17 protein-coding genes and 4 pseudogenes are annotated in these 23,796 nt (G+C 67.9%); 12 read left to right on the forward strand and 9 right to left on the reverse strand.

Annotated elements, in window-relative coordinates; all coding sequences use genetic code 11:
• Both WA944_RS08310 and WA944_RS08315 read right to left on the reverse strand, forming a co-directional pair.
• The coding region (locus WA944_RS08310) for a transglycosylase domain-containing protein (protein WP_526646713.1) at nt 1-2,418 on the reverse strand (2,418 nt) is incomplete at its 3' end.
• A gap of 46 nt (nt 2,419-2,464) precedes the next feature.
• Entirely contained in the window at nt 2,465-2,899 is a 435-nt protein-coding gene (locus tag WA944_RS08315; RefSeq protein ID WP_526610295.1) for a DUF5318 family protein, read from the reverse strand.
• 134 nt (nt 2,900-3,033) lie between these two features.
• Here WA944_RS08315 and WA944_RS08320 point away from each other — a divergent pair.
• The 3 genes and pseudogenes from WA944_RS08320 to WA944_RS08330 all read left to right on the forward strand — a co-directional run bounded on the left by WA944_RS08320 (nt 3,034) and on the right by WA944_RS08330 (nt 5,688).
• Nucleotides 3,034-3,875: pseudogene (locus WA944_RS08320) on the forward strand (DUF1707 domain-containing protein).
• Nucleotides 3,876-3,993: 118 nt separating this feature from the next.
• Entirely contained in the window at nt 3,994-4,539 is a 546-nt protein-coding gene (locus WA944_RS08325) for a PadR family transcriptional regulator (protein WP_163887428.1), read from the forward strand.
• A 69-nt stretch (nt 4,540-4,608) separates the two neighbouring features.
• On the forward strand, nt 4,609-5,688 hold the full coding sequence (locus tag WA944_RS08330; RefSeq protein ID WP_526646715.1) for an inositol-3-phosphate synthase: 1,080 nt from the start codon (nt 4,609-4,611) through the stop codon (nt 5,686-5,688).
• Between the two features lie 89 nt (nt 5,689-5,777).
• On the opposite strand, the gene WA944_RS08335 is transcribed toward WA944_RS08330, so the two are convergent.
• Nucleotides 5,778-7,004 (reverse strand): enhanced intracellular survival protein Eis, encoded by a 1,227-nt coding sequence (locus tag WA944_RS08335; protein ID WP_526369342.1) that lies wholly within the window; start codon nt 7,002-7,004, stop codon nt 5,778-5,780.
• A gap of 62 nt (nt 7,005-7,066) precedes the next feature.
• Between WA944_RS08335 and WA944_RS08340 the strand changes: the two genes are divergently transcribed.
• Complete coding sequence (locus WA944_RS08340) at nt 7,067-7,963, forward strand: Rv0045c family esterase (protein ID WP_526369340.1); 897 nt, start codon at nt 7,067-7,069, stop codon at nt 7,961-7,963.
• 5 nt (nt 7,964-7,968) lie between these two features.
• Here the strand turns inward: WA944_RS08340 and WA944_RS08345 are convergent, their stop codons facing one another.
• A complete protein-coding gene (locus WA944_RS08345) occupies nt 7,969-8,748 on the reverse strand; it encodes a hypothetical protein (RefSeq protein WP_526608488.1) in 780 nt (259 codons plus the stop codon).
• A gap of 86 nt (nt 8,749-8,834) precedes the next feature.
• Nucleotides 8,835-9,746 carry an Ig-like domain-containing protein gene (locus WA944_RS08350; protein ID WP_526369336.1) on the reverse strand — a complete coding sequence of 304 codons (912 nt, stop codon included), beginning with the start codon at nt 9,744-9,746 and terminating at the stop codon, nt 8,835-8,837.
• Nucleotides 9,747-10,039: 293 nt separating this feature from the next.
• Here WA944_RS08350 and WA944_RS08355 point away from each other — a divergent pair, with 293 nt between their 5' ends.
• The 4 genes and pseudogenes from WA944_RS08355 to WA944_RS08370 all read left to right on the forward strand — a co-directional run bounded on the left by WA944_RS08355 (nt 10,040) and on the right by WA944_RS08370 (nt 13,780).
• Nucleotides 10,040-12,109, forward strand: coding sequence for a PhoX family protein (locus WA944_RS08355; RefSeq protein WP_526646717.1), 2,070 nt, complete (start codon nt 10,040-10,042; stop codon nt 12,107-12,109).
• Between the two features lie 54 nt (nt 12,110-12,163).
• Nucleotides 12,164-12,534 (forward strand): annotated as a pseudogene (locus WA944_RS08360) (LLM class oxidoreductase); the annotation flags it as partial.
• A gap of 43 nt (nt 12,535-12,577) precedes the next feature.
• Nucleotides 12,578-13,242, forward strand: a pseudogene (locus WA944_RS08365) (GntR family transcriptional regulator).
• 100 nt (nt 13,243-13,342) lie between these two features.
• Nucleotides 13,343-13,780: a MarR family winged helix-turn-helix transcriptional regulator gene (locus WA944_RS08370; protein WP_526369332.1), complete on the forward strand. Its 438-nt coding sequence runs from the start codon at nt 13,343-13,345 to the stop codon at nt 13,778-13,780.
• Nucleotides 13,781-13,783: 3 nt separating this feature from the next.
• Here WA944_RS08370 and ggh read toward each other — a convergent pair whose 3' ends face one another.
• Nucleotides 13,784-15,124, reverse strand: coding sequence for a glucosylglycerate hydrolase (ggh, locus tag WA944_RS08375; protein WP_526369330.1), 1,341 nt, complete (start codon nt 15,122-15,124; stop codon nt 13,784-13,786).
• 54 nt (nt 15,125-15,178) lie between these two features.
• Between ggh and WA944_RS08380 the strand changes: the two genes are divergently transcribed.
• A complete protein-coding gene (locus WA944_RS08380; protein WP_526369328.1) occupies nt 15,179-15,844 on the forward strand; it encodes an SDR family oxidoreductase in 666 nt (221 codons plus the stop codon).
• Nucleotides 15,845-15,923: 79 nt separating this feature from the next.
• On the opposite strand, the pseudogene WA944_RS08385 reads toward WA944_RS08380, so the two are convergent.
• Both WA944_RS08385 and leuS read right to left on the reverse strand, forming a co-directional pair.
• Nucleotides 15,924-17,207: pseudogene (locus WA944_RS08385) on the reverse strand (cbb3-type cytochrome c oxidase subunit I); the annotation flags it as partial.
• 124 nt (nt 17,208-17,331) lie between these two features.
• A complete protein-coding gene (gene leuS, locus WA944_RS08390; protein ID WP_526608483.1) occupies nt 17,332-20,202 on the reverse strand; it encodes a leucine--tRNA ligase in 2,871 nt (956 codons plus the stop codon).
• A gap of 197 nt (nt 20,203-20,399) precedes the next feature.
• Between leuS and WA944_RS08395 the strand changes: the two genes are divergently transcribed.
• Together WA944_RS08395 and WA944_RS08400 are read left to right on the forward strand one after the other, a co-directional pair.
• Nucleotides 20,400-21,353, forward strand: coding sequence for an LpqN/LpqT family lipoprotein (locus tag WA944_RS08395; protein WP_526646719.1), 954 nt, complete (start codon nt 20,400-20,402; stop codon nt 21,351-21,353).
• A gap of 69 nt (nt 21,354-21,422) precedes the next feature.
• On the forward strand, nt 21,423-21,788 hold the full coding sequence (locus tag WA944_RS08400; protein WP_526611679.1) for a hypothetical protein: 366 nt from the start codon (nt 21,423-21,425) through the stop codon (nt 21,786-21,788).
• Here WA944_RS08400 and WA944_RS08405 read toward each other — a convergent pair.
• A complete protein-coding gene (locus tag WA944_RS08405) occupies nt 21,785-22,399 on the reverse strand; it encodes a YqgE/AlgH family protein (RefSeq protein WP_526373040.1) in 615 nt (204 codons plus the stop codon). The two genes, WA944_RS08400 and WA944_RS08405, sit on opposite strands and share 4 nt — an antisense overlap.
• Nucleotides 22,400-22,509: 110 nt before the next feature.
• On the opposite strand from WA944_RS08405, the gene WA944_RS08410 reads away from it, so the two are divergent.
• Entirely contained in the window at nt 22,510-23,778 is a 1,269-nt protein-coding gene (locus WA944_RS08410) for an MFS transporter (RefSeq protein ID WP_526373041.1), read from the forward strand.
• Nucleotides 23,779-23,796: the final 18 nt, after the last annotated feature.

Raw genomic sequence — 23,796 nt, forward strand, 5'->3', positions numbered from 1 at the left:
GGGTACCGGCTCAGGCCCCGGCGGGGCTCCGACCGGAGCCGGCGGCGCGGCCGGCACCGTCGTCGGCGGGCCCCACGGGATGGTGATACCGGGAGCGATCTCCAGCGTCGGCTGGATCACCGTCTCCGAGGCCGGCGGCGGGGGCTCGGTTTCGGTTGGCGAAGGCGGCGGTGGCGGCGCCTGCGGCACCCCGGCGTAGCCGCCGATCTCCTCGGGCTTGGGGAACGACTCGTCGTCGGTGCCCTCGAGCGCACCGTCCATCGTGGCTTTCCAGATCTGCCCGGGCAGCCCCGAGCCGTACACCGACGAACCCGACGCGGTCACGAGGGGCTTGGTGCCCTCGGTGGTGCCGACCCACACCGCGGTCGACAGCGACGGCGTGAAGCCGACCATCCACGCGTCGCGGTTGGCGCCGGTGTCACCGAGCTGGTTGGTGCCGGTCTTGGCGGCCGACGGGCGCCCGCCCGCCAGCGACCTACCGGAGTACCCGGCGATCGGCTGCATGGCCGCCGTGACGTTGTCGGCCACGTTCTTGTCGATGCGCTGCTCGCCGGAGTTGTCCTCCTGGCCGGCGTCGAACAGCACGTCACCCTCGGCGTTGACGACCTTCTGCACGAAGTGCGGCTTGTGGTAGACGCCCGAGGCGGCCAGCGTCGCGTAGGCCGACGCCATGTCGAACACCCGGGACTGGTACTGACCCAGCACGATGCCGTTGTTCGGCGGGCCGCCCTGACCGTCCTCGGACAGCGTGTGCTCCACCCCCGGGAAGCTCTCCGCGATACCGGCCTGGTGCGCGGCGTCGGCGACGTCCTGCGGCCCGTTCTCCAGCTGCAGCATCAGCCGGTAATAGCTGGTGTTCAGCGACCGCTTCAACGCCTCGGCGATGTTGCAGGTACCGCAGCCACCGCCTTCGACGTTGGTGATCTCGATGCCGTTGACGCTGACCGGCGAGCTGTCCACCTGATAGCCCAGCCCCATGCCCTGCTGCAGCGCCGCGACCAGCGCGAACACCTTGAACGACGAGCCCGTGGGCAGGCCGGCCTGCGCGAAGTCGAAGCCGGTGGCGTCCGACCCGCCGTAGTAGGCCTTGACGCCGCCGGTCCTCGGATCGATGGACACCACCGCCGAACGCATGTCGGGGTCCTGCCCGTCCAGGTACTCCTCGACCGCGTCCACCGCGGAGGCCTGCGCCTGCGGATCGATCGTCGTGGTGATCTGCAGCCCCTCGGTGTTCAGCGTCTGCTCGTTGATGTTGAAGATCTCGAGCAGTTCGTCGATCACCTGCCGCTCGATCAGACCGTTGGGTCCGGTGGTCTGGTTCTGCATGCTCGCCAGGTCCGGTCCGACGGTCGGCGGGTACACCTGCGCGTCGCGGTCGGCCTGCGACAGCGCACCGATCTCGACCATGCCGTCGAGCACCCAGTTCCACCGCACCGCCGACGCTTCCGGATCCACGGCGGGATCCAGCACCGACGGCCGTTGGATGAGCGCGGCCAGCAGCGCGCCCTCGGCGACGTCGAGCTCCTCGACCGGCTTGTCGAAGTAGGCCCGCGACGCGGCCGCCACCCCGTAGGCCCCGCGGCCGAAGTAGATGATGTTCAGATACGACTCCAACACCTGGTCTTTGGACCAGGCGCCGGCCATCTTGGTGGAGATCACCAGTTCCTTGGCTTTGCGGACCAGGCCGCCGACGCCGGAACGGGCGTCGCCCACCAACGCGTTCTTGACGTACTGCTGGGTGATCGTCGACCCGCCCTGCAGATCCTCGCCGAAGATGTTGTTCTTGGCGGCGCGCAGGAACCCGGTGAGGGAGAAGCCCGGGTTGGAGTAGAAGTCCCGGTCCTCGGCGGCCATCACCGCGTCACGCACGTGCACCGGGATCTGGTCGATGTTGACGTCGATGCGGTTGCCCTCGGGCGGAACGATCTTCGACAGCTCGCTGCCGTCACTGGCCAGAATCGTCGACACCTGCGCGGTGCGGATGTCGCCCGGCTTGGGGACGTCGACGATCATGTAGGCCATACCGAAGGTCAGCAACGGCAGCACGATCAGCACGACCACCGCGGCGGCCAGACCGCGTCGAACCCACTTCCAGTTCACCTCACGGCGATGACCCGGGGGTTGGTCTGATCCGCCCCCGGTCGGTCCACCGCCGCCGGGCGGGCGGCCCGGTGGCGGCGGCTGCTTGGGCGGAGAGCCGTCGAGCGCACGCTTGACGGCATCGATCGGGTCTCGCAGATGCGCCGGGGTGCCTTCCCGTACCGGGGGCAGGATCGCGGTCTTCCGGTCGTCGGGGGCGCGGTGGTGTGGACGGCGCGGCGGTTCCTGTGCCGACGGGCGCGGTCTGCCACCCTCGGCAGGGCCTCGAGGCGGACCGGCGTCCCGGTGCGGGGGTCTCGCGCTCACGCCTTCAGCCATCTGCGCCTTCCGGGCGTCGTCGGCTGACCGGTCGTGGCGCCCTTCGCTATTCACTGGCCGTGCGCGCACGACCGCGCGCCGCCTGGGTGCCTCGCGGTCCGCGCGAACCCTTCGGGGGTGGCACTTCTCCGAGCTTGTACGACTTGACCAGATGGTTCCAGCTGCAGGTGCGGCACACCTCCACCACGTGGACGGAGAACTCGTCGTAACGGGTTGCCAGCATCACCAGCTCCTCTGCGGTGCGCGCCGAACCGGAGACCGCACCCAGGTGCTCACCGAACACCCAGGACACCAAGGTCAGCTGTTCCTTTCGGCAGATCGGGCAGATCACCGAGCTGGGCTTGCCGTGGAACTTCGCGGCCCGGAGCAGATACGGATTGGCGTCGCAGACCTCCGTGACGCCGGTGCGCCCCGAATAGACCTCGGCCAGCAGGGACCGCCGCCGCAGGGCGTAGTCCACCACCTGTCGCTGCAGTCGCACGAGGACCAGAGTACGTCGACCCCACAACCACCGAGGCGTGACGTGCGTCCCGGGAGCGCGGCGATCCAGTTCGTCGACGGTCCAGATCGCGCCTGGCCTGCGCAGTCGCCGGGCGAACTCCTACGATCATCGGCGTGGCTCCGGGCAGCTCGACACGGCGGACATCGTCGACGCGCGCAAAAGACAGCGACCGCAACGACACGTGCCAGATCCTCGACACCGCGCTGGCGGAAGGCCAGCTGTCCATGGCCGAGCACGGCGAACGGGTGAAGGCCGCGACCACCGCCGCGGCGCTGGGCGAACTGCAGCACCTGGTCGCCGACCTGCAGACCGCCGCCTCGCCCGTGCAGTTGCCCGACCTGAGCAGCCGCCGGCTCCCCACGATGCCGGGCGGCTGGGGATTGCGCGCCGCAGCCGCCGGGGTGCTGGTGGTGCTGGGCATCGCCATCGGCTGGGGGTTGGACGGCAACACCCCGTCACCGCTGAACTTCACCTCCGACCCGGGCGCGAAGTCGGACGGCATCCCGGCCAAGGTGCTCACCCCACCCCGGCAGCTGCATTCGCTGGGCGGTCTCAACGGTCTGTTCGAGCAGATGGCCCAGAAGTGGGGCGACACCATGGGGTACTCGCTGACCGTCTACCCGGACTACGCATCCCTGGAGCGTCCCGATCCGGACGACGAACGGCGGGTGTTGCGTTACGTCTACCGCGGTGGCTGGGGGGACCCGTGCTCGTCGACCTGGCGGCCTTCGACGTGCCGACGATCGTGGGGATCATGCGCGGAGCACCGGAAACGCTCGGCATCAAAGCCGTCGACGTGGACAACGTCTACCTGTCGATCGATCCGAGCAGCGATCAGACGGCCGCTCCCGGGACCGTCGGCCTCGCCGTCCATGTGTCCAGTGAGTTCGGCAGCGGCTATCTCGAGATGAATCCCGACGGGACCCTCAAACACGTCAACTACCCCAGCAACTGAGCGTCGCCGGTGGTGCACTGGTGGCACCGATGTAGCGGCGAATATATCGGCGCGATACACTTGCCCGACGTGTTGAGCTGTCGTAGCGACAGCCCGGTTGTGCGAGGAGGTGGCCCGAATGCTCGAACTTGCCGTTCTGGGTCTGCTGCTCGAATCCCCGATGCACGGCTATGAGCTGCGGAAACGGTTGACGGGCCTGCTCGGTGCGTTCCGCGCCTTTTCCTACGGCTCCCTCTATCCGGCGTTACGGCGGATGCAGGCCGACGGCCTGATCGCGGAAGACTCAGCCCCGGAGGGCACCGTCAAGGTGCGCCGGGCCCGCCGCGTCTATCAACTGACCGACGCCGGCAAGCAACGCTTCACCGAGTTGGTGGCCGATACCGGGCCGCAGAACTTCTCCGACGACGGCTTCGGGGTTCACCTCGCGTTCTTCAACCGCACGCCCGCCGAGGCGCGGATGCGGATTCTCGAGGGGCGCCGTCGTCAGGTGGAGGAACGCCGAGAGGGCCTGCGCGAAGCAGTCGCACGGGCAAGCAATTCGTTCGATCGGTACACCCGTCAGCTCCACCAGCTCGGGCTGGAGTCCAGCGAGCGGGAAGTCAACTGGCTCAACGATTTGATCGCGGCCGAGAAGTCGGCACAGGGACGTGCAGAGCAGACCTGAGCACGTCGGCAAGCACAGCAGTGAGCAGTACCAAACAGCAGTCGGAGTAGGACAAGAGGAGAAAACGTCATGACCGCAAGCAATGACGTCCGGGTCGCGATCGTCGGCGTGGGCAACTGCGCGTCCTCGCTCGTGCAGGGCGTGCAGTACTACAAGGACGCAGACGAGAACGCCAGCGTTCCCGGCCTGATGCACGTCAAGCTCGGCCAGTACCACGTGCGCGACGTGAAGTTCGTCGCCGCGTTCGACGTGGACGCCAAGAAGGTCGGCTTCGACCTCTCCGAGGCCATCTTCGCCTCCGAGAACAACACCATCAAGATCGCCGACGTGCCGCCGACCGACGTCGTGGTGCAGCGCGGCCCGACGCTCGACGGCATCGGCAAGTACTACTCCGAGACCATCGAGATCTCCGATGCCGAGCCGGCCGACGTCGTCAAGGCGCTCAAAGACGCCGAGGTCGACGTGCTGGTCTCCTACCTGCCGGTGGGCTCCGAAGAGGCCGACAAGTTCTATGCCCAGTGCGCCATCGACGCCGGTGTGGCGTTCGTCAACGCGCTGCCGGTGTTCATCGCCTCCGACCCGGTGTGGGCCAAGAAGTTCGAAGACGCCGGCGTACCGATCGTCGGTGACGACATCAAGAGCCAGGTCGGCGCCACCATCACCCACCGCGTGATGGCCAAGCTGTTCGAGGACCGCGGCGTGCAGCTCGACCGCACCATGCAGCTCAACGTCGGCGGCAACATGGACTTCCTCAACATGCTCGAGCGGTCGCGGCTGGAGTCCAAGAAGATCTCCAAGACCCAGGCCGTCACCTCGAATCTGCAGCGCGAGTTCAACACCAAGGACGTCCACATCGGCCCGTCCGATCACGTGGGCTGGCTCGACGACCGCAAGTGGGCCTACGTCCGCCTGGAAGGCCGCGCCTTCGGCGACGTGCCGCTGAACCTGGAGTACAAGCTCGAGGTGTGGGACTCCCCCAACTCCGCCGGGGTGATCATCGACGCCGTCCGCGCCGCGAAGATCGCCAAGGACCGCGGTGTCGGCGGCCCCGTCGTCGCCGCCTCGGCCTACCTGATGAAGAGCCCCCCGCAGCAGCTGGCCGACGATGTCGCGCGCACGCAGCTGGAAAACTTCATCGACGGCAAGTAGTCGTTTCCGCCGGAACTGTATTCCAGCACAGCCTCTCTCGAGGTTCTTCGCCTGGAATACAGGTCCGGCGAAGAGCTAGCTAGCTAGAGCTAGAAGCCGTAGCCGAGCTCTGCCGGGACGTCGGCGGCGAACGCCGCATCCAGAGCGGTCACCACAGCAGAGTCGCTGCAGCGCAACCGTTCCGCGGTCCCGAACGCCGAGGCCCGATGCGCGCCCATGTACAGGCTGCCGAGCACCGACAGATCCAGGTGCGCGTCGGCGGGGGCGTCGGTGGGCACACATCGGGCCCGGCCACCGCTGACCTCCAGCGCGAACCTGCCGCCACCGCCCAGCACCCCGTCGGAGACATCGAGCACCACGGACAGTTCCGCTGAATAGCTGCGCGCCTGCAGCACCGCGGGGATGTCGAGCATCCGCAGCCACAGGGCGTCCTCGACACCGGTGGTGCGCACCAGCCTCTGATCGGTCAGCAGGTAGGGCAGCACGTCGTCTCGAGTGGTCACGACGTTGATCGTCGCCATCAGGTCCATTCCGAGAAGGGCGCGCCACAGCGCGATGTGGGCCTGCGGTGTCACCGCGGTGAGCTTGGTGACCTCCACCGTGCTCTTCTGATCACCGCTGTGTACTCGGTACATCGCGAAACCGTCGGCGTGCAACAGACAGAAGTACGCGCTGCCGCCGCCACGGAAAGCCTCCCGATCGGCCAGCACCTCGTCCCACAGCGCGCGCGGGCTGTGCAGACCGCCGGGGGTCTGCAGCCGCCACCGCTCATAGATCTCCTCGAGTCGGTCACGGTGCTCGGCTGTGTGGACGACGCGCACACCCCCGGGGTCGGGCACGCCGTGGTGGAAGCCGGCGGCACTCCGGTCGACGGACCGCCGGTGCAGCACCGCCGTCGGCCCGTAGCCGAACCGGCCGTAGATTCCGGCCTCGCTGGCCTCCAGGCCGGCCAGCGGGTACCGCTTCGCCGCCATGCGGACATGCAACTCCTCGAACATCTTTCGCAATGCCCCGCGCCTGCGATGGGTGGGCAGGACCGCCACCCAGGAGACCCCGGCCATCGGCAGCACCGCCCCGCCCGGCACCGTCACGCGCAGGTCCAGGAACAGCGCCGTCCCGACGACGTCGGGACCGTCGCACACGACGACGGCACTGTCGGGCGGCATCATGCTGCGCCACGCCTCGACGGCCTCCGGCGGTTGCCGTACGCCGAAACACGTTGCGGCGACCAGCGCCATCGCCGGCCAGTCCGCCTCCTCGGCGCTGCGGACGGTCAAGTCGTTCTGAGTTCGGGAGGTGTGCGAGGTGTCAGCCACACCCCAGACGGTGACACAGAGGTGCGCTCACCGCACCTGAGTTCCCCCGGTAGGGTCGCACCATGGACGATGCCGACGACGAGCTGGCCAGCCTCTCAGAGTTCATCTTTCTCAAGGAGAACGCCCGCCAGGCCGATGTCACCGGGCCGCTGCCGAGTGCGACGCGGGTCGACGCCGGCCCGGTGAGCGCGCTGAAGTTCGGCGACGACGCACCCCGCGCGGTCTTTTTGCACGGCGGCGGTCAGAACGCCCACACCTGGGACACCGTCGTCATCGGCCTCGGGCTGCCCGCGTTGTCGGTGGACCTGCCAGGGCACGGCCGCTCCGCGTGGCGCGAGGACGGCGACTATGGGCCGCACCTCAACGCGGTCGCCGTCGAACCGCTGATCCGGGAGCTGGCACCGGACGCGGAACTCGTCGTGGGCATGTCGCTGGGCGGACTGACCGCGCTGCGTCTGGCCGTCTCCGCGCCCGAGCTGGTGCCAAGGCTCGTCCTCGTCGACGTCACCCCGTCGGCGCCGGAGCGGCACAACGAGATGACCGACGCCCAGAAGGGCACCGTCGCCCTAGTCCAGGGTGACCGCACCTTCCCCACTTTCGACGCGATGCTCGAGGTCACCGTCGCGGCTGCTCCGCATCGCGACCGCGAGTCGTTGCGGCGCGGTGTCTTCCACAACGCCAAGCGGCTGGATGACGGGACCTGGACCTGGCGGTACGACACGATCCGCAAGGGTGAGGGCTTCGAGGGCCTCTGGGACGACGTCCCCAAGCTCACCACGCCGACCACGTTGATCCGGGGCGCGAACTCGTTCTTCGTCAATGACGACGATGCGCGCGAGTTCGCCCGCATCGCGCCGGGCTTTCAGGGTGTGCACATCGTCGAGGAGTCCGGGCATTCGGTGCAGAGTGACCAGCCGCGCGCGCTGGTCGAGCTGCTGCGGGGAGTGCTTGCCGACTGAGTCGCTCAGCGCCTGGCGGACAGTGTCTTTCGTCGCCGCAGTCCGACGAGGAGCAAACCGCCGAAAGCCGCCGCGTACGGCGGTGATTGAGGCATGGCGACGTTGTAGCCGAGATCCTCGAGGATTCCGAGCTCTATCGCATTCAGCACCCGAACACCCGGCCCGGTGCCCGCCGCCGCGTTCATCAGCATCTGGTTGTCGCCGGTGAAGGTGTCGTCATCGAGGTGACTCATCGAGCTGCCCTGCGACCAGGGGTCGGGGGTGAACAGCGGAACGAGCCCGCCGTAGGCGGCGATGGCGTTGGCGCCCCCGAAGAACAGCCCGCCGTCGTCCCCGATCAGCTTGGGGTCATCGGAGCTACGCCACCGGTAGAAGGCGCCGATCGGCCTGATGCCCTCCTCGGTCACGAGGAATCTGTCGAAGAACGCCCAGTTGCGTTCGGTGTTCTCACCGGGCGGTTCCGCGTGCGACAGGAACCCGAACGAATGCAGTAGTTCGTGAATGGCAGTCGATACGAAGTCGTACTCTTCGCTTCCGACCTCGTCACCAAGGCCCCACGAGTAACCCGACCAGTTCCAGTCGATCTCGCCGTCGGCTTTCGCACCGTTGGAATCGATGCCTGTCACCAGCTTGTTCTGCACCACCGTCCGCCAGTAACCCGCCGCTGTGCTGACCAAGTCGCTTCCTGCGCTGGCGAGAACGCCGTCGCGTTCGTCCAGACCGACGGTGTAGGTCAGCGTTACCGGGGACGTCACGACGAAGTACTCGGTCATCTGATCGGCCAACTCGCGAAGAACCAGCTGACGCTCTGGCGTCCAGCCTGCTCCGCCGTCGGCGAACGTGAAGTCGAAACTGATGGCACGCTGGTTGATCAGCGAGTTCGCGCTCGTCCCGAGCGGCCGGAACAGATCGAGCAGGTTGATGTGCAGGCCGGCGTCGATCGCGACGACGCGGAAGGTGTCGACGCCGTCGAAGTGGAATCCGGTGTGTAGGTGTAGGTGCCGTCCTCGTTGAGCATGAGCGAACCCGTCTTGGGTGCACTGGTCAGCCGGTAGACGAGTCGGTCGCCCTCGGCGTCGATCGCACCCACCGTGCCGGTGATGGGGCCGGTGAGCCGGCCGCTGATCTGGATCGGCGCCACGGTCGGCGCCTGGTTGAAGAACGTCCGCCGAAGTGCCAGGAACGAGGCTTCCAGCTCAGCCTTGCGCTCGTCGTCGACGTCCAGTGAGTCGATCCACGCCTGGTTCCTGGCAGCCCACTCATCCATGCCCTGGGCGACAACCTCGTCCCAGCTGCGCCGCGGCGCCAGCGCCGCCGGCACCGGAACCGGTTCGGCAACCGTCTCGACTGTCGACGTGGTCGATTGCGGTGCCTGCAACGGGCGGGGGCTGTCGATGACGGGCTGCTCGGCCGTCGTGGAGTCGGCGACATCGGATTCGCCAGCGCGGGTGTCGGGTTCGGCGTCGTCGGTGTCGATCTCGTCGGCATCGGCGTCCTGGGCGTTTGCGTCGTCGTCAAGGTCGACGTCGGCGGCGGCGGCGTCATCAACGTCGTCGGGCGCGTCGGAGTCGTCATCAGCGTCGTCGTCATCGGCGTCGACACTCGGTGACCTCTCCTCGCCTCCAGGCGAACGCTTCGCGGCTCCCGAGGACACCCCGGCGTCCGAACTCGATTCACTCGACGAAGCAGAGGCTGACTCCGACCTGTCGGCGGTCGCGACTGCGACCTGCGGTCCCGCCAGTGACAGCCCCCAGAGTGCCGCGCCCATTCCCGCCGAAGCCACGCCGAGCTGCATCCATCGCCTGACGGCAAAACCCTCTGCCCGACGTCCGCGCTTCGAAGCCCTCTTCAACGCTGCAGCCACTATTAGCTCCCCCGTAAACGCCGCCGTTTGCAGCAGACTACGCGCGCGCACCGGTTTGCTGAGCAAATCTGCCGAGGAACTTTTTGTGCCAACGTGTGCGGTCAGACCCCGTTCATCTGTTGGTCGCCTAATGCTCGCCCTGCTGCCGTAGCTTTCCGCTGGTCTGGCCGACAGCCCCGGCCGGGATCGACCGTGGAAGGAATCGGACCGTCATGTCGCTTGTGCCGCTCAACCTGTTCGTCAACCACAACGGAAAATCCAAGCGACAGCACATCACCTGCGTGTACAAGTGCGGCGACGCCTGCTCGAGACCGGCGCCCAACCGCAGCGACAACGAGTACTTGGGTGACGTCGCCAAGGCGGTGTCGAGGCGGTCGATGCTGCAGGTCGGTGGTGTGGCTGTGCTGGCAGTCGGCGCGGGATCGGTGCTGGCCGCGTGCTCGTCGGACACGCAACCCGCCGAAACCTCGGCGTCGTCCGCCGCGCCCGCCGAACCCCCCGCCGGCATGAACTTCGCCTCGGTCGCTCCGAACAGTGAAGACCTCGTGGTCGTTCCGGAGGGTTACGAGCAGGCGGTGGTGATCGGCTGGGGCGATCCGGTGCTGCCCGACGCACCGGAGTTCGATGTGGCGGCGCAGTCCGCCGCCGCGCAACGGCGACAGTTCGGCTTCAACAACGACTTCGCGGCCCTGCTGCCGGTTGACGGTGCACCGAACCGCTTCCTGTTGGTCGTCAGCCACGAGTACACCACCGAGCAGTTCATGTTCCCCGGATACGATCCGGACGCGCCCACCCGCGAACAGTTCGACATCGCGATGGCGGCGCACGGACTCAGCGTGGTCGAGGTCGAGCGCACTCCCGCGGGTCTCGAGCCCGTGATGGGTCGCTACAACCGGAGAATCACCGGCGATGCCCCGTTCACCCTGGTAGGCCCTGCGGCCGGCAGTGAATTCGTCAGGACCGAGGCCGACCCCGCGGGCCGCGCCGTGGCAGGCACCCTGAACAACTGCGCTGGTGGCGTTACCCCTTGGGGCACCGTGCTTTCCGGCGAGGAGAACTTCAACCAGTACTTCGGGGTTCCCGAGGGGACGCCGGAACCGTCCCCGACTGTTGCTGACCAGATGGATCGCTACGGCATCGCCTGGGAGGCCAGTGAACGCGACTGGGAGGGCTTTGATCCTCGCTTCGATCTCTCGGCTACACCCAACGAACCCAACCGGTTCGGTTACATCGTCGAGGTCAATCCCTGGGATCCCGCGTCGACGCCGGTGAAGCACTCGGCGATGGGCCGGTTCAAGCACGAGGGTGCCACGCTCCATGTCACCGACGACGGCACCGTGGTCGCCTACATGGGCGACGATGAGCGCTTCGACTACATGTACAAGTTCGTGTCGTCCAAGAAGATGCAGCCGGGAACAGACCCCGCGGCGATGGCGCACAACATGACGATCCTCGACGAAGGCACCCTGTACGTGGCCAAGCTCTCCAGCGACATCCCGGCCGCGGAGATCGACGGCTCGGGAGAGCTTCCGGCAGCTGGTTCGTTCACCGGAAGCGGCACCTGGATTCCGGTGCTGCGCAGCGGTCCTGACGGCCAGGGTGAATCCCTGGTGGCCGGGATCACGGCGCAGGAGGCCGCCGTCTTCACACGCTTCGCCGCCGACAAGGCCGGCGCGACGAAGATGGACCGCCCCGAGGACTTCGAAGCGAACCCGACGACGGGCAAGGTGTACCTCGCCCTCACCAACAACAGCAAGCGCGGTGCGTCCGGTGAGCCCGGACCCGACGCCGCCAACCCGCGCAACGACAACAAGAGCGGACAGGTGCTCGAACTCACCGATGACCATGCGGGCACGGCCTTCACGTGGGATCTGCTGCTGGTGTGCGGGGACCCCGCCGCTGCCGACACCTACTACGGCGGATTCGACAAAACGAAGGTCAGCCCGATCTCCTGCCCGGACAACCTGGCCTTCGACAGCCACGGCAACCTGTGGATCTCCACCGACGGCAACGCCCTGGACTCCAACGACGGCTTGTTCGCGGTAGCGCTGGAAGGGCCGAACCGCGGCGAGACCAAGCAGTTCCTGACCGTGCCGATCGGTGCAGAGACGTGTGGACCCATCATCACCGACGAACTGGTCACCGTCTGCGTGCAGCATCCCGGTGAGAACGACGACAGCAGCATCGACAACCCGCAGTCGCGCTGGCCCGAGGGTGGCAACGGAACGGCGCGGCCGGCAGTGGTGGCGGTGTGGAAGAACAGCGGTCAGATCGGCGTCTGAGCGCTTGCGCGAAGACGAAACAGCCGCAAGCAGGTTTCGGGATACGTTGAGATCATGACTTCCTCCACCCGCTGCATCCGGATCGGCGTGCAACTGCAGCCCCAGCACGCACCTGTGTACACCCACCTGCGCGACGCGGTGCGTCGCTGCGAGGACATGGGCGTGGACATCGCCTTCAACTGGGACCACTTCTTCCGTTCACCGACGCCACGACCTACCCGGCCAAGGCCGAGGTGCTCGATCGCCACTGCGCCGACGTCGGCCGCGATCCGGCGGAGATCGAGCGCTCGTCCGGAGTGCCCGAGCGCAGCGTCGATCGCCACTGCGCCGGCGCGGATTCGCTCGTCGGCCTGGGCGTGACGCTGCTGACGGTCGGCGTCAACGGACCCGACTACGACCTGACCGTCGCGCAGGCGCTGTGCCGAACAGCTCCACCAGGTGCGGCAGCCGTGAGACACTGGCGCCGCCATGCCCAAGAAGTACGGGGTCAAAGAGAAGGATCTCGTGGTCTCTCACGTGGTCAATCTCGTCCTGACGGGGAAGCTGCGGTCCGGAGATCGGTTGGACCGCCACGAGATCGCGCACGAGCTCGGGCTGAGCCGGGTGCCGGTGCAGGAAGCGGTGATCCAGCTCGAGCACGACGGCATCCTGTCGACCCGATATCACCGTGGCGCCTTCGTCGAGCGGTTCGACGAATCCGCGGTCCGCGAGCACCACGAGCTCTACGGGTTGCTGAGCGGGACTGCGTCGGCGCGGGCGGCCGCCGCCACGGACCCGTTGATCGTCTCTGAACTCGACAGTGTGTTGACGCTGATGCGCAACGGCAAGGACTCCCGGGTCTTCGACGCGCAGGCACGGCGGTTCCGCGCGGTCGTCAACGCCGAGTACGCGGGACCCCGGCTGCAAGCGGCGATCGACTCCTCGCAAACCTTGATCCCCCGGCCTTCTGGGCCGGCTACCGCGAACACCACGACGCGTTGCTGCCCTCCTACGAAGACGAACTGGCCGCGATCCGCGCGGCCGAGCCGGAATCGGCGCGGGCGGCGTGCATGCATCGCGCCGAGGTGATGGCCGGAATCCTGACGTCGGAGCCGGTTCGACGCGGCGTGCTGTGCGCCTCACGAGCGGATTGATCAGGGGTCGCAGCCGCGGCGGAGATTCCCGGCAAGTTTCTGACGCCATAACTGTCGTCCACGCAACTTGCAGCTTCAGACAGGTTAGACTGGCTGAATTATGGGGACTGAACCGCAGGTCAGCGAGCTGGCAGGGGAACTGCAGCGCGTGCTGTCGAAGGTGCTGTTGGTTCTCCGTCACACCGGCAGGACCTCGACCTCCGGCGACCTCACCCTGGCGCAGTTGTCCATCCTGTTGACGCTGTTGGACCAGGGCCCGATCCGGATGACCGACCTGGCCGCCCATGAGCGGGTCCGCACCCCCACGACCACGGTGGCGATCCGCAGGCTCGAGAAGCTGGGGCTGGTCAAGCGTTCCCGTGACCCGTCGGATCTGCGGGCGGTCCTGGTGGACATCACTCCCGAGGGTCTGGCACAGCACCGGGATGCGTTGGCCTCCAGGCAGGCTCATCTGGCCGCACTGCTCAGCAAGCTCAGCGAAGAGGAACTCGATGCGCTGGCCGAGGCGCTGGCCCCGCTCGAGCGGATCGCCGAATAGCGCTCAGCCCAACCAGTCCAGCACCGCGGCCGCGGTCCACGACTGTTGCATGCTGCCCAGCGGTTCGCCGGTGAACGGCTCGTAGTACTCCGCGAAGGTCCCGTCGCTGGCTTGGCGCAAACCTTCGCGGCGCAGGATCGACGAGCGCTCGGCCCAGCCCCTCCTGGCGAAGCACCAGGAGAACAGCCAGGTCATCACCGGCCACACCGGTCCACGCCAGTACTCGCGCGGCCTGAAGTCGCGCGACACCGGCGACGTCGACGGGATCAGCGCGTAGGCGAGATCGGGGTGACCGCAGAACCGCGGGCCCTCCAACAGTCGCAGCAGCGCCCGCTCCCGGTCGTGGGGCAGGCCGCCGCACAGCAGCGGCGCGAACTGCGCGACCGTCTCGGTGGCGATCCACCGTCCCCCACGAACGTCGTAATCCTTTGCCGCACCGGTGCGTTCGTCGGTCGTCGCGATGACACCGCCGCGGAACCGATCGGCCCACCCGTACAGGTCCTTCACATCGGCATGCGACCGCTTGTGGTCCTCGCCGATCTCGGCCAGCACCTGACAGGCCACCGACAGGATTGCCGAGACGAACACGTCCTCCACGGCGAAGCTGACCGCCTTGGGCAGCAACTCGTCGTCGTAGCGGGCCGCCTTCATCTCCTCGACGAGCCAGAGGTAGCGGTCGTACTCGACGTCGCTGGGCCGCTGGGTGGCGTCGGTGTTGATCTTGTTGTCCTCGCGCTGGTACTCCGGTACTTCGCCGGGCTTCACGTTGGCGTAGGCGCTGTCCCACCGTGGCGAGTTGTCCATCCCCGACTCCCAGCCGTGGTACACCGTCACCCGGCCGTTGCCGTTCTGGTCCCGGCACTCGGCCAGCCAGCGGTGCCAGCGCACCAGATCGTCCCAGCGCCGGTCCAAAAATGACTCGGCGACCGCGCGGGTCGAGCGGCCGCGGGTGCGCGCATGGTCGAGGATTCGTTGCACCGCGATGGCGTGCACCGGCGGTTGCGTGATGCCCGAGGTGTGGCGAGTTCTCGGAGCGTCCGAAGACAGCGCCGAACACGCCCACCTCGCCGGGCCCGGGAAGTAGCCGTCCACACCGTTGGCGAACACGATGTGCGGAATCATGCCGTTGCGCCACTGGGCAGACAGCAGCGTGTCGAGTTCGACGACCGCACGTTCCACCGACAGCGGGGCCAGCCCGATCGACACGAAGGCCGCGTCCCAACTCCACATGTGCGGGTAGAGCAACGGCGCCGCGGTGGTCATCGCACCGAGGTCGTTGCCGCGCAGCAGGTACGCAGCGCGGGCCGCCAGTTGCGTCGGGGCGAAGCTCGGATCGGGGGGCATCGCATCAATGATGCGACCTTCGCGCCCGAAATGCAGGGTCGGTAGGGTTCCAGTGTGCCCACCGCCATGATCACCGGGGCCTCCGGAGGGCTCGGAGCCGCCCTCGCCGACGCACTGGCCCCGACGCACACGCTGTTGCTCGCGGGCCGGCCGTCATCACGGCTCGACGCCGTCGCCGAGCGTTTCGGCGCCACCACCTGGCCCATCGATCTCGCCGATCCGGACGCCATCGCCGCCGTCGTCGAGCCCCTGGTGGAACTCGACGTGCTGATCCACAACGCCGGAGTGGCCTACCCGGGTCGGGTGGCGGAGTCCTCTGTCGACGAGTGGCGGTCCTCCATGGCCGTCAATGTGATTGGCGCGGTTGCTCTCACACTCGAGCTGCTGCCCGCGCTACGCGGCGCGGGCGGGCATGTGGTGTTCATCAATTCCGGATCCGGGATCAAACCGTCCCCAGGTCTGGCGTCGTACTCGGCGAGCAAGTTCGCGTTGCGGGGGTTCGCCGACGCGCTGCGCAACGACGAACCGGCGCTGCGCGTCACGTCGGTGCACCCGGGACGAATCGCGACCGCGATGCAGGAGGATCTGGTCGCCTACGAGGGCCGTGAGTACGATCCCCAGCAGTTCTTGAGTCCGCAGACCGTCGCGCAGGTGACCGCCGACGCGATCAACGCGCCGCGCGACGCCCACATCCACGAGGTCATAGTCCGCCCGCGGTGATTCAGCTCCGGTCGGGTTCAATCCGCGGGCCGAACCCCTCCGGGGACTCCCCTGCTGTAGCGTGCCGCCCCACGTGAGCCTCCGCGCGCATCCGACCGACCATGTGCGGAAACCAGAAGTAGATGCCACCGAAGGTCGCGAACACGATCGTTCCGAACAACACGTAGTGGAAATGCGCCACCACGAAATACGTGTCGGTGACGTGGAAATCCAGCGGCGGGCTGGCCAGCAGGATGCCGGACAGGCCCCCAAGAAGGAACGTCACCAGGAAGCCGACCGACCACAGCATCGGTGTCTCGAACGTCAACTGGCCCTTCCACATCGTGCCGATCCAGTTGAAGAACTTGATGCCCGTCGGCACGGCGATCAGGTACGTCATGAACGCGAAGAACGGCAGCAGTACCGCGCCGGTGGCGAACATGTGGTGGGCCCAAACCACGACCGAGAGCGCGCCGATGCCCAGGGTGGCGTACACCAACGTGGTGTAACCGAAGATCGTCTTGCGGCTGAACACCGGGATGATCTCGGTGACGATGCCGAAGAACGGCAGCGCCACGATGTAGACCTCCGGATGTCCGAAGAACCAGAACAGATGCTGCCAGAGGATCGCGCCCCCGTTGGCGGCGTCGAAGACGTGCGCTCCCAGATGGCGGTCCGCGGCCAAGCCGAACAACGCCGCGGTCAGGATCGGGAATGCCATCAGCACCAGGATGGAAGTCACCAGGATGTTCCAGGTGAACATCGGCATCCGAAACATCGTCATCCCTGGTGCCCGCATGCACACGATCGTCGTGATCATGTTGACCGCCCCCAGAATGGTGCCGAGACCGGCGACGATGAGCCCCGCGATCCACAGATCACCGCCGGCCCCCGGCGAATGCATCGCGTCGCTCAGCGGCGTGTACGCCGTCCAGCCGAAGTCGGCGGCACCGCCCGGGGTGATGAACCCCGCGATCGCGATCAGCGCACCGAACAGGAACAGCCAGAAAGACAACGAGTTGAGCCGCGGAAACGCGACGTCGGGGGCGCCGATCTGCAGGGGCAGCACCAGGTTCGCGAATCCGAACACGATCGGCGTCGCGTAGAACAGCAGCATCACCGTGCCGTGCATGGTGAACAACTGGTTGTACTGCTCGTTGGACAGGAACTGCAGTCCCGGCACCGCCAGCTCGGTCCGGATGAACAGCGCCATCAGCCCGCCGATCAGGAAGAAAGCGAAGCAGGCGACCACGTACATGATGCCGATCAACTTGTGATCGGTGGTGGTGATCAACTTGTAGATCAAATTGCCCTTGGGGCCCAGCCGCGCCGGGAACGGCCGGCGCGGCGTGATGTTCACGAGGTTCGGCGTTTCGACAGCCATGGACGCTCCTCAAACAGCCGGCGGCGGCCCGCCACGCGTAGGACCGGGCGCTTGCCGGGTGCGCGCGCTGATACCCGCGACGAGCGCTGTTAAACGTCCGCCGGTTGCGGACGGCGTCGCGGCGTCAGAGGACCACGTTGACGAGCCGGCCCGGGACGACGATCACCTTCTTCGGCGTCCGCCCGTCGAGGAACCCGAGGACCTTCTCGTCCGCCAGGGCCGCCGCCTGCACCGTGTCACCGACCGCGTCGGCCGCGACGGTGACCCGACCGCGCACCTTGCCGTTGACCTGTACCGGGTACTCGACGGTGTCCTCGACCAGGTACTGCTCGTCGGCGACCGGGAACGGCCCGTGCGCCAGCGACGCCTCGTGGCCGAGACGGGACCACAGCTCCTCTGCCAGGTGCGGCGCCAGCGGCGCCACCATCAGCACCAGCGGCTCCAACGCCGCCCGCGCCGTCACCGACTGCTTCGTCAAATAGTTGGTGTACTCGATCAGCTTGGCCGCCGCCGTGTTGTTGCGCAGCGCGGCGTAGTCCTCGGCCGCGCCGGCGATCGTGCGGTGCAGCAGCCGCAACGTCGCGTCGTCCGGCTCGTCGTCGGTGGCTACCGTCGCTCCGGTCTGTTCGTCGACGACCAGCCGCCAGACCCGCTGCAGGAACCGGTGCGCGCCGACGACGTCCTTGGTGGCCCACGGCCGCGACGCCTCCAGCGGGCCCATCGACATCTCGTAGACACGCAGTGTGTCGGCGCCGTAGTTGTCGCAGATCTCGTCGGGAGACACCGAGTTCTTCAGGCTCTTACCGATCTTCCCGAACTCCTGGTTGACCTCGATCTCACCGTCGGGGCCGGGCCAGAAGAACGTGCCGTCACGCTCGACGACCTCGGCGGCCGGGACGTAGGCGCCGCGGACGTCGGTGTAGGCGAACGCCTGGATGTAGCCCTGGTTCACCAGGCGCCGGTACGGCTCACGGGAGCTGACGTGGCCCAGGTCGTAGAGCACCTTGTGCCAGAACCGCGAATAGAGCAGATGCAGCACCGCGTGCTCGACGCCGCCGACGTACAGGTCGACGCCACCGGGATCCTGCGGGCCGTGCTCAGCCGGCCGGGGACCCATCCAGTACGCCTCGTTCTCCTTGGCGCACAACTGTTCCTTGTTGAACGGGTCGGTGTAACGCAGCTCGTACCAGGAACTGCCCGCCCACTGCGGCATCACGTTGGTGTCCCGGGTGTAGGGCTTGAACCCGTCACCGAGATCGAGTTCGACGTTCACCCAGTCGGTGGCCTTCGCCAGCGGCGGCGACGGCTCGCTGTCGGCGTCCTCGGGGTCGAACAACACCGGCGAGTAGTCCGGCACATCCGGCAACTCGACAGGTAGCAGCGCCTCCGGCAGCGCCTGCGCGCGGCCGTCGGCGTCATAGACCACCGGGAAGGGTTCCCCCCAGTACCGTTGCCTGGCGAAAAGCCAGTCACGCAGCTTGTATTCGACGCGCTCCCGGCCGCGGCCGTCGGCGGTCAGCCGCTCGGTCATCGCGCGCTTGGCGGCGGTCACGTCCATGCCGTCGAGGAAGCCGGAGTTCACCATGACCCCGTCACCGGTGTAGGCCTCCTGCGAGATATCGCCTCCGGCAACCACTTCGATGATGGGCAGGCCGAACTCGGTCGCGAAGTCCCAGTCCCGCTGGTCCCCACCGGGCACCGCCATGATCGCGCCGGTACCGTAACCGGCCAGCACATAGTCGGCGATGAACACCGGGATCTGTTGCCCGTCGGCGGGATTGGTGGCGTACGCGCCCAGGAACACGCCGGTCTTGGACTTGTTCTCCTGGCGCTCCAGGTCGGACTTGGCCCTGATCGCGCTGCGGTAGGCGGCGACCGCCTCGGCCGGTGTCGCCGCGCCGAAGGTCCAGCGGGGATCCACGTCAGACGGCCAAGCCTCCCCGACCAGGCGGTCCACCAGGTCGTGTTCGGGAGCCAACACCATGTACGTCGCGCCGAACAGCGTGTCCGGGCGCGTGGTGAACACCTCGATGTCGCCCGCGTCGGGTCCCGAACCTGCGGCGAAGAACACAGTCGCGCCCGTGGAGCGGCCGATCCAGTTCCGCTGCATGGTCTTGACCTTCTCCGGCCAGTCCAGCACGTCCAGGTCTTCGAGCAGCCGGTCGGAGTAGGTTGTGATGCGCATCATCCACTGCCGCAACCGTTTCCGAAACACCGGGAAATTGCCGCGCTCGCTGCGACCATCCGAGGTCACTTCCTCGTTGGCCAGCACCGTGCCCAGACCCGGACACCAGTTCACCACCGAATCGGCCAGGTAGACCAATCGGTGTCCGTCGACCACGTCTGCCCGGCCGCCGCTGTCCAGGTCCGACCAACTGCGCCCGTCGCCGACGGATCGGGTCCCGGCGTCGAACTCGGCGATCAGTTCGGCGATGGGGCGGGCCCTGCCCGCGGCCGGGTCGAACCAGGCGTTGTAGATCTGCAGGAAGATCCACTGGGTCCACTTGTAATAGTCCACGTCGGTGGTGGAGAAGCTGCGCCGGGAGTCGTGGCCGAGTCCGAGGCGCCCGAGCTGGCGCCGGAAGTTGACGATGTTGGCCTCGGTCCGGCTCCGCGGATGCGTGCCGGTCTGGATGGCGTACTGTTCGGCGGGCAGCCCGAAAGCATCGAAGCCCAAGGCGTGCAGGACATTACGACCGGTCATCCGGTAGTAGCGGGCGTACACATCCGTGGCGATGTACCCCAACGGGTGGCCGACGTGCAGCCCCTCCCCCGACGGGTACGGGAACATGTCCTGGACGAACATCTTGTCGGCGGGCACCGGGGCGCCGTCTGCGGGCGCCAACGAACCGACAGGATTGGCCACGTCGAAGGTCCCCGACTGCACCCAGCGCTGCTGCCACGCCTGCTCGATCTGGCCCGCCATTTCCGCGGTGTAGCGGTGCTGCGGGATGTCGGCGGCAGCGGCGGGCTGTCCAGTCGGCGTTTCGGTCACGCCACCAGGGTATAAGCCGCCCGATCTCCGATTTCCCGGCCTCGGCTTGGTCTCGGTTCCGTTGCGGATGAGTCAGGGGTTGGTTCCAGGTCGATCCCGGGCCTGGCAGCGACACGTCCGCCGTGGATACATTCGTCGCCTGACGCGGGACCGACATTCCCGGACGGTCGGGAAGAGGATTCGGAGGACTTCAGTCGATGAGCGAAATCGCCCGCCACTGGCGGGTTCTGGCAGTTGGCATCGGCGCCACGGCAGTCGGCGCGGCCGGCGTGCTGGGCTTTGCGGGTACCACCGCGTCGGCCCAGCCGATCGTCCCGCCGCCGCCGCAGCCCGCCCCGGCCACCGTGACGCAGACCGTCACGGTAGCGCCTAACGCCACCCCACAAGCCGTCGGCCAGCCCAGTGTGACGACCGCCACCGGCCCGGCCGCGGTCCCTGCCGGCGTCACTGCCGCAGTGCCCGCCGCGCCCGCCCCGCCGACGGTCACCATCACCCCGGCCACCTCCGGAACGCTCACCGAGTACTTCGCCTCCAAGGGCGTCACGATGGAGCCCCAGTCCAGCCGGGACTTCCGCGCCTTGAACATCGTGCTGCCGATGCCGCGGGGCTGGGAGCACATCCCCGACCCGAACGTGCCGGATGCGTTCGCGGTGATCGCGGACCGGGTCGGCGGCAACGGTCTGTACTCCTCCAACGCGCAGGTGGTGGTCTACAAGCTTGTCGGACAGTTCGACCCCCGAGAGGCCATCAGCCACGGCTTCGTCGACAGCCAGCAGCGGCCGGCCTGGCGATCCACCGACGCGTCGTTCGCCGACTTCGGCGGCATGCCCTCGTCGCTGATCGAAGGCACCTACCGCGACAACTCCCTGACGCTGAACACGTCCCGGCGCCACGTGATCGCCCCGTCGGGCCCCGACCACTATCTGGTGTCGCTGGCGGTGACCACCAGCGTCGACCAGGTGCTGCCCGCGGCGGACGCCACCGACGCCATCGTCACCGGCTTCAAGGTCAGCGCGCCTTCGGCGGCCCCGCCGGCACCACCGGCACCGGAAGCCGCCCCGGCGGTGGCAACGCCCGGTCCGCCGGCACCCCCAGCTCCCGCAGTCCCGCTGATGGCCCCGCCATCACAGCCCCCGGGACTGCAGGGATAAGACGACGTCCCCCGGGCGAAGCCTGGCGCCCGGGGGGCGCCCCAATCCGCAGGACGTATTCTGTGGCCCATGTTGGTCGCCGCCGTCCTGTGTCTGGTCGCGGCGGTCGTGACCGCCGCGCAGGGCGTGTGGTCGCTGACGCGCCCGCCGTCGGCGGACTACGTCCGACAGGTGTTGCGCGCCGTGGCGCCGGTCCAGGTGGCCGCGGCCGTCATGCTCGCCGCAGGCGCGCCGGTCGCACTGGCCGCAGCGCCTCCGGTGTCGACGCTCGTGTTGATCGTCTGCGTCGTCGGGGCGGTGGGCACAGTGGCGGCGGGCTGCTGGCAGAGCGCCAAGGCCGTGCTGCGCGAGGAGCAGCGCACGCTGGCGGCCGCCGACCCGTCGAGCTGCGGCGGCGGCGCCTGCGCGACGTGCACGCTGTCCTGCGGGAGTTAGTTCCGGCTGATGTCGATCGGGTGGGTGGCCCGCAGCGACAACGGCATCGGCTGGCGCCGCAGCACCTTGGACCACAGATCGACGCGGGGTTCGACCAACACGTCAGCGGGCAACGCCGACAGCACGATCCAGTCGTCCCGCTCGATTTCGCCTTCGAGCTGGCCGATCGTCCAACCCGAGTAGCCGGCGAAAATCCGGACCCCCTCGACCATCGGCGCGATCGTGTCGGGTTCGGCGTCGAGGTCGACCATCGCAATGCGGCCCTGCACATGCCGCAGCCCCGGCATCTCGCCGGGGTCGATGCCGACACGCAACGTCGCCAGGCACAGCGCCGCGTCGCGCTTGACCGGACCTCCGATGAACATCGTCTTCGGCTTGGTGGACAGCTTGGCCCACTGCGGCAGGACGTTGAAGACCGCCGTCTCGCTGGGCCGGTTCAGCACCACACCCAGGGTTCCGCCGTCATTGTGCTCGACGACGTAGATGACGCTGCGCCGGAAGGTGGGCTCCAGCAGGTCGGTGTTGGCCAATAGCAGTGTGCCGGCACGCACCCGGTGCGCCGCGGGCGCGACTCCCTCTCTGAAGTCCTCCGGATCCTCTGGGTGAGCCACCCGACCATCATGACACCACCGCTGCTCGATGGTGGCGAACAAGCGCCGCCTGCCCCGATATTTGTACTGTGGGTCGGTCCCGCAGCTCCTCACCCCAGGACGTGAATTCCGTGGCCGACGCCCGTGCACCCGTTGCGTTGTGGCGCACCGTGCGGGCCATGCCCGAGTTCTGGCGGCTGCTGGAACTGCGTGCGGTCAGCCAGTTCGGCGACGGCCTGTTCCAGGCCGGGCTGGCCGGTGCCATCCTGTTCAATCCCCAGCGCGCCGCCGACCCGTGGGCGATCGCCGCCGCCTTCGCGGTGCTCTTCCTGCCCTACTCGGTGTTGGGCCCGTTCGCCGGTGCGCTCCTGGACCGCTGGGACCGACGGCTGGTTCTGATCGGCGCCAACAGCGGACGGTTCGTGCTGGTGGTGGGTGTTGCCGGGTTGCTTGCCGCCGGCGTCGGTGATCTACCAATCCTGTTGGGCGCGTTGATCGTCAACGGCTTCACCCGGTTCGTCTCCTCCGGCCTGTCCGCCGCGCTGCCGCATGTGGTGCCCCGCGCACAGGTGGTGGCGATGAACTCGGTGGCCACGGCCACCGGGGCCGCGGCGGCGTTCTTCGGCGCCAACGCCATGCTGCTGGCCCGCTGGATGTTCGGGGCCGACGACTCCGGTGCTGCCACAATCATTTTCATCGTCACGGCGCCGGTCGCGCTGGCGCTGTGGCTGGCGGTGCGGTTCCCGTCGCGGTCACTCGGGCCCGACGACACCGCGCGCGCCGTGCACGGGTCCGTCGCCTATGCCGTCGCCACCGGCTGGGCCCATGGCGCCCGCACCGCGCTCGCCGTGCCCACCGTCGCAGCCACGCTCGCAGGACTGTCGGCACACCGGATGGTGTTCGGCATCAACACGCTTCTGGTGCTGGTCATGGTGCGCCACAGCGACACCGCGGCGGTCGCCGGCCTGGGCACAGCGGTGCTCTTCGTCGCCGCCACCGGCTCGGGGTCGTTCCTGGCCACCGTGGTGACGCCTGCGGCGGTCAAGAGGTGGGGCCGGTATGCGGCCCCGAACGCGGCGCTGGCGTTCGCCGCTGTGGTCCAGCTCTTCGGCGCGAGCCTGGCGCTGCCCGTGATGGTCGTCTGCGGGTTCTTCCTGGGCGCCGCCGGCCAGCTGGTCAAGCTCTGCGCCGACGCCGCGATGCAGGTCGACGTCGACGATGCGATGCGCGGGCACGTCTTCACGGTTCAGGACGCGCTGTTCTGGATGGCCTTCATCACCGCGCTCGCTGCAGCGGCGGCGGTCATCCCGCCGGACGGTCACGCCCCGGCACTCGCGGTCGCCGGCACCTGCATCTACCTCGTGGGGCTGACCGTGCACGCAACTGTCGGGAGGCGATGAGCGCTCGCGCGAAGAGCA

Origin of the sequence: Mycobacterium sp., assembly GCF_049683355.1 — a bacterium.
Classification (GTDB): domain Bacteria; phylum Actinomycetota; class Actinomycetes; order Mycobacteriales; family Mycobacteriaceae; genus Mycobacterium.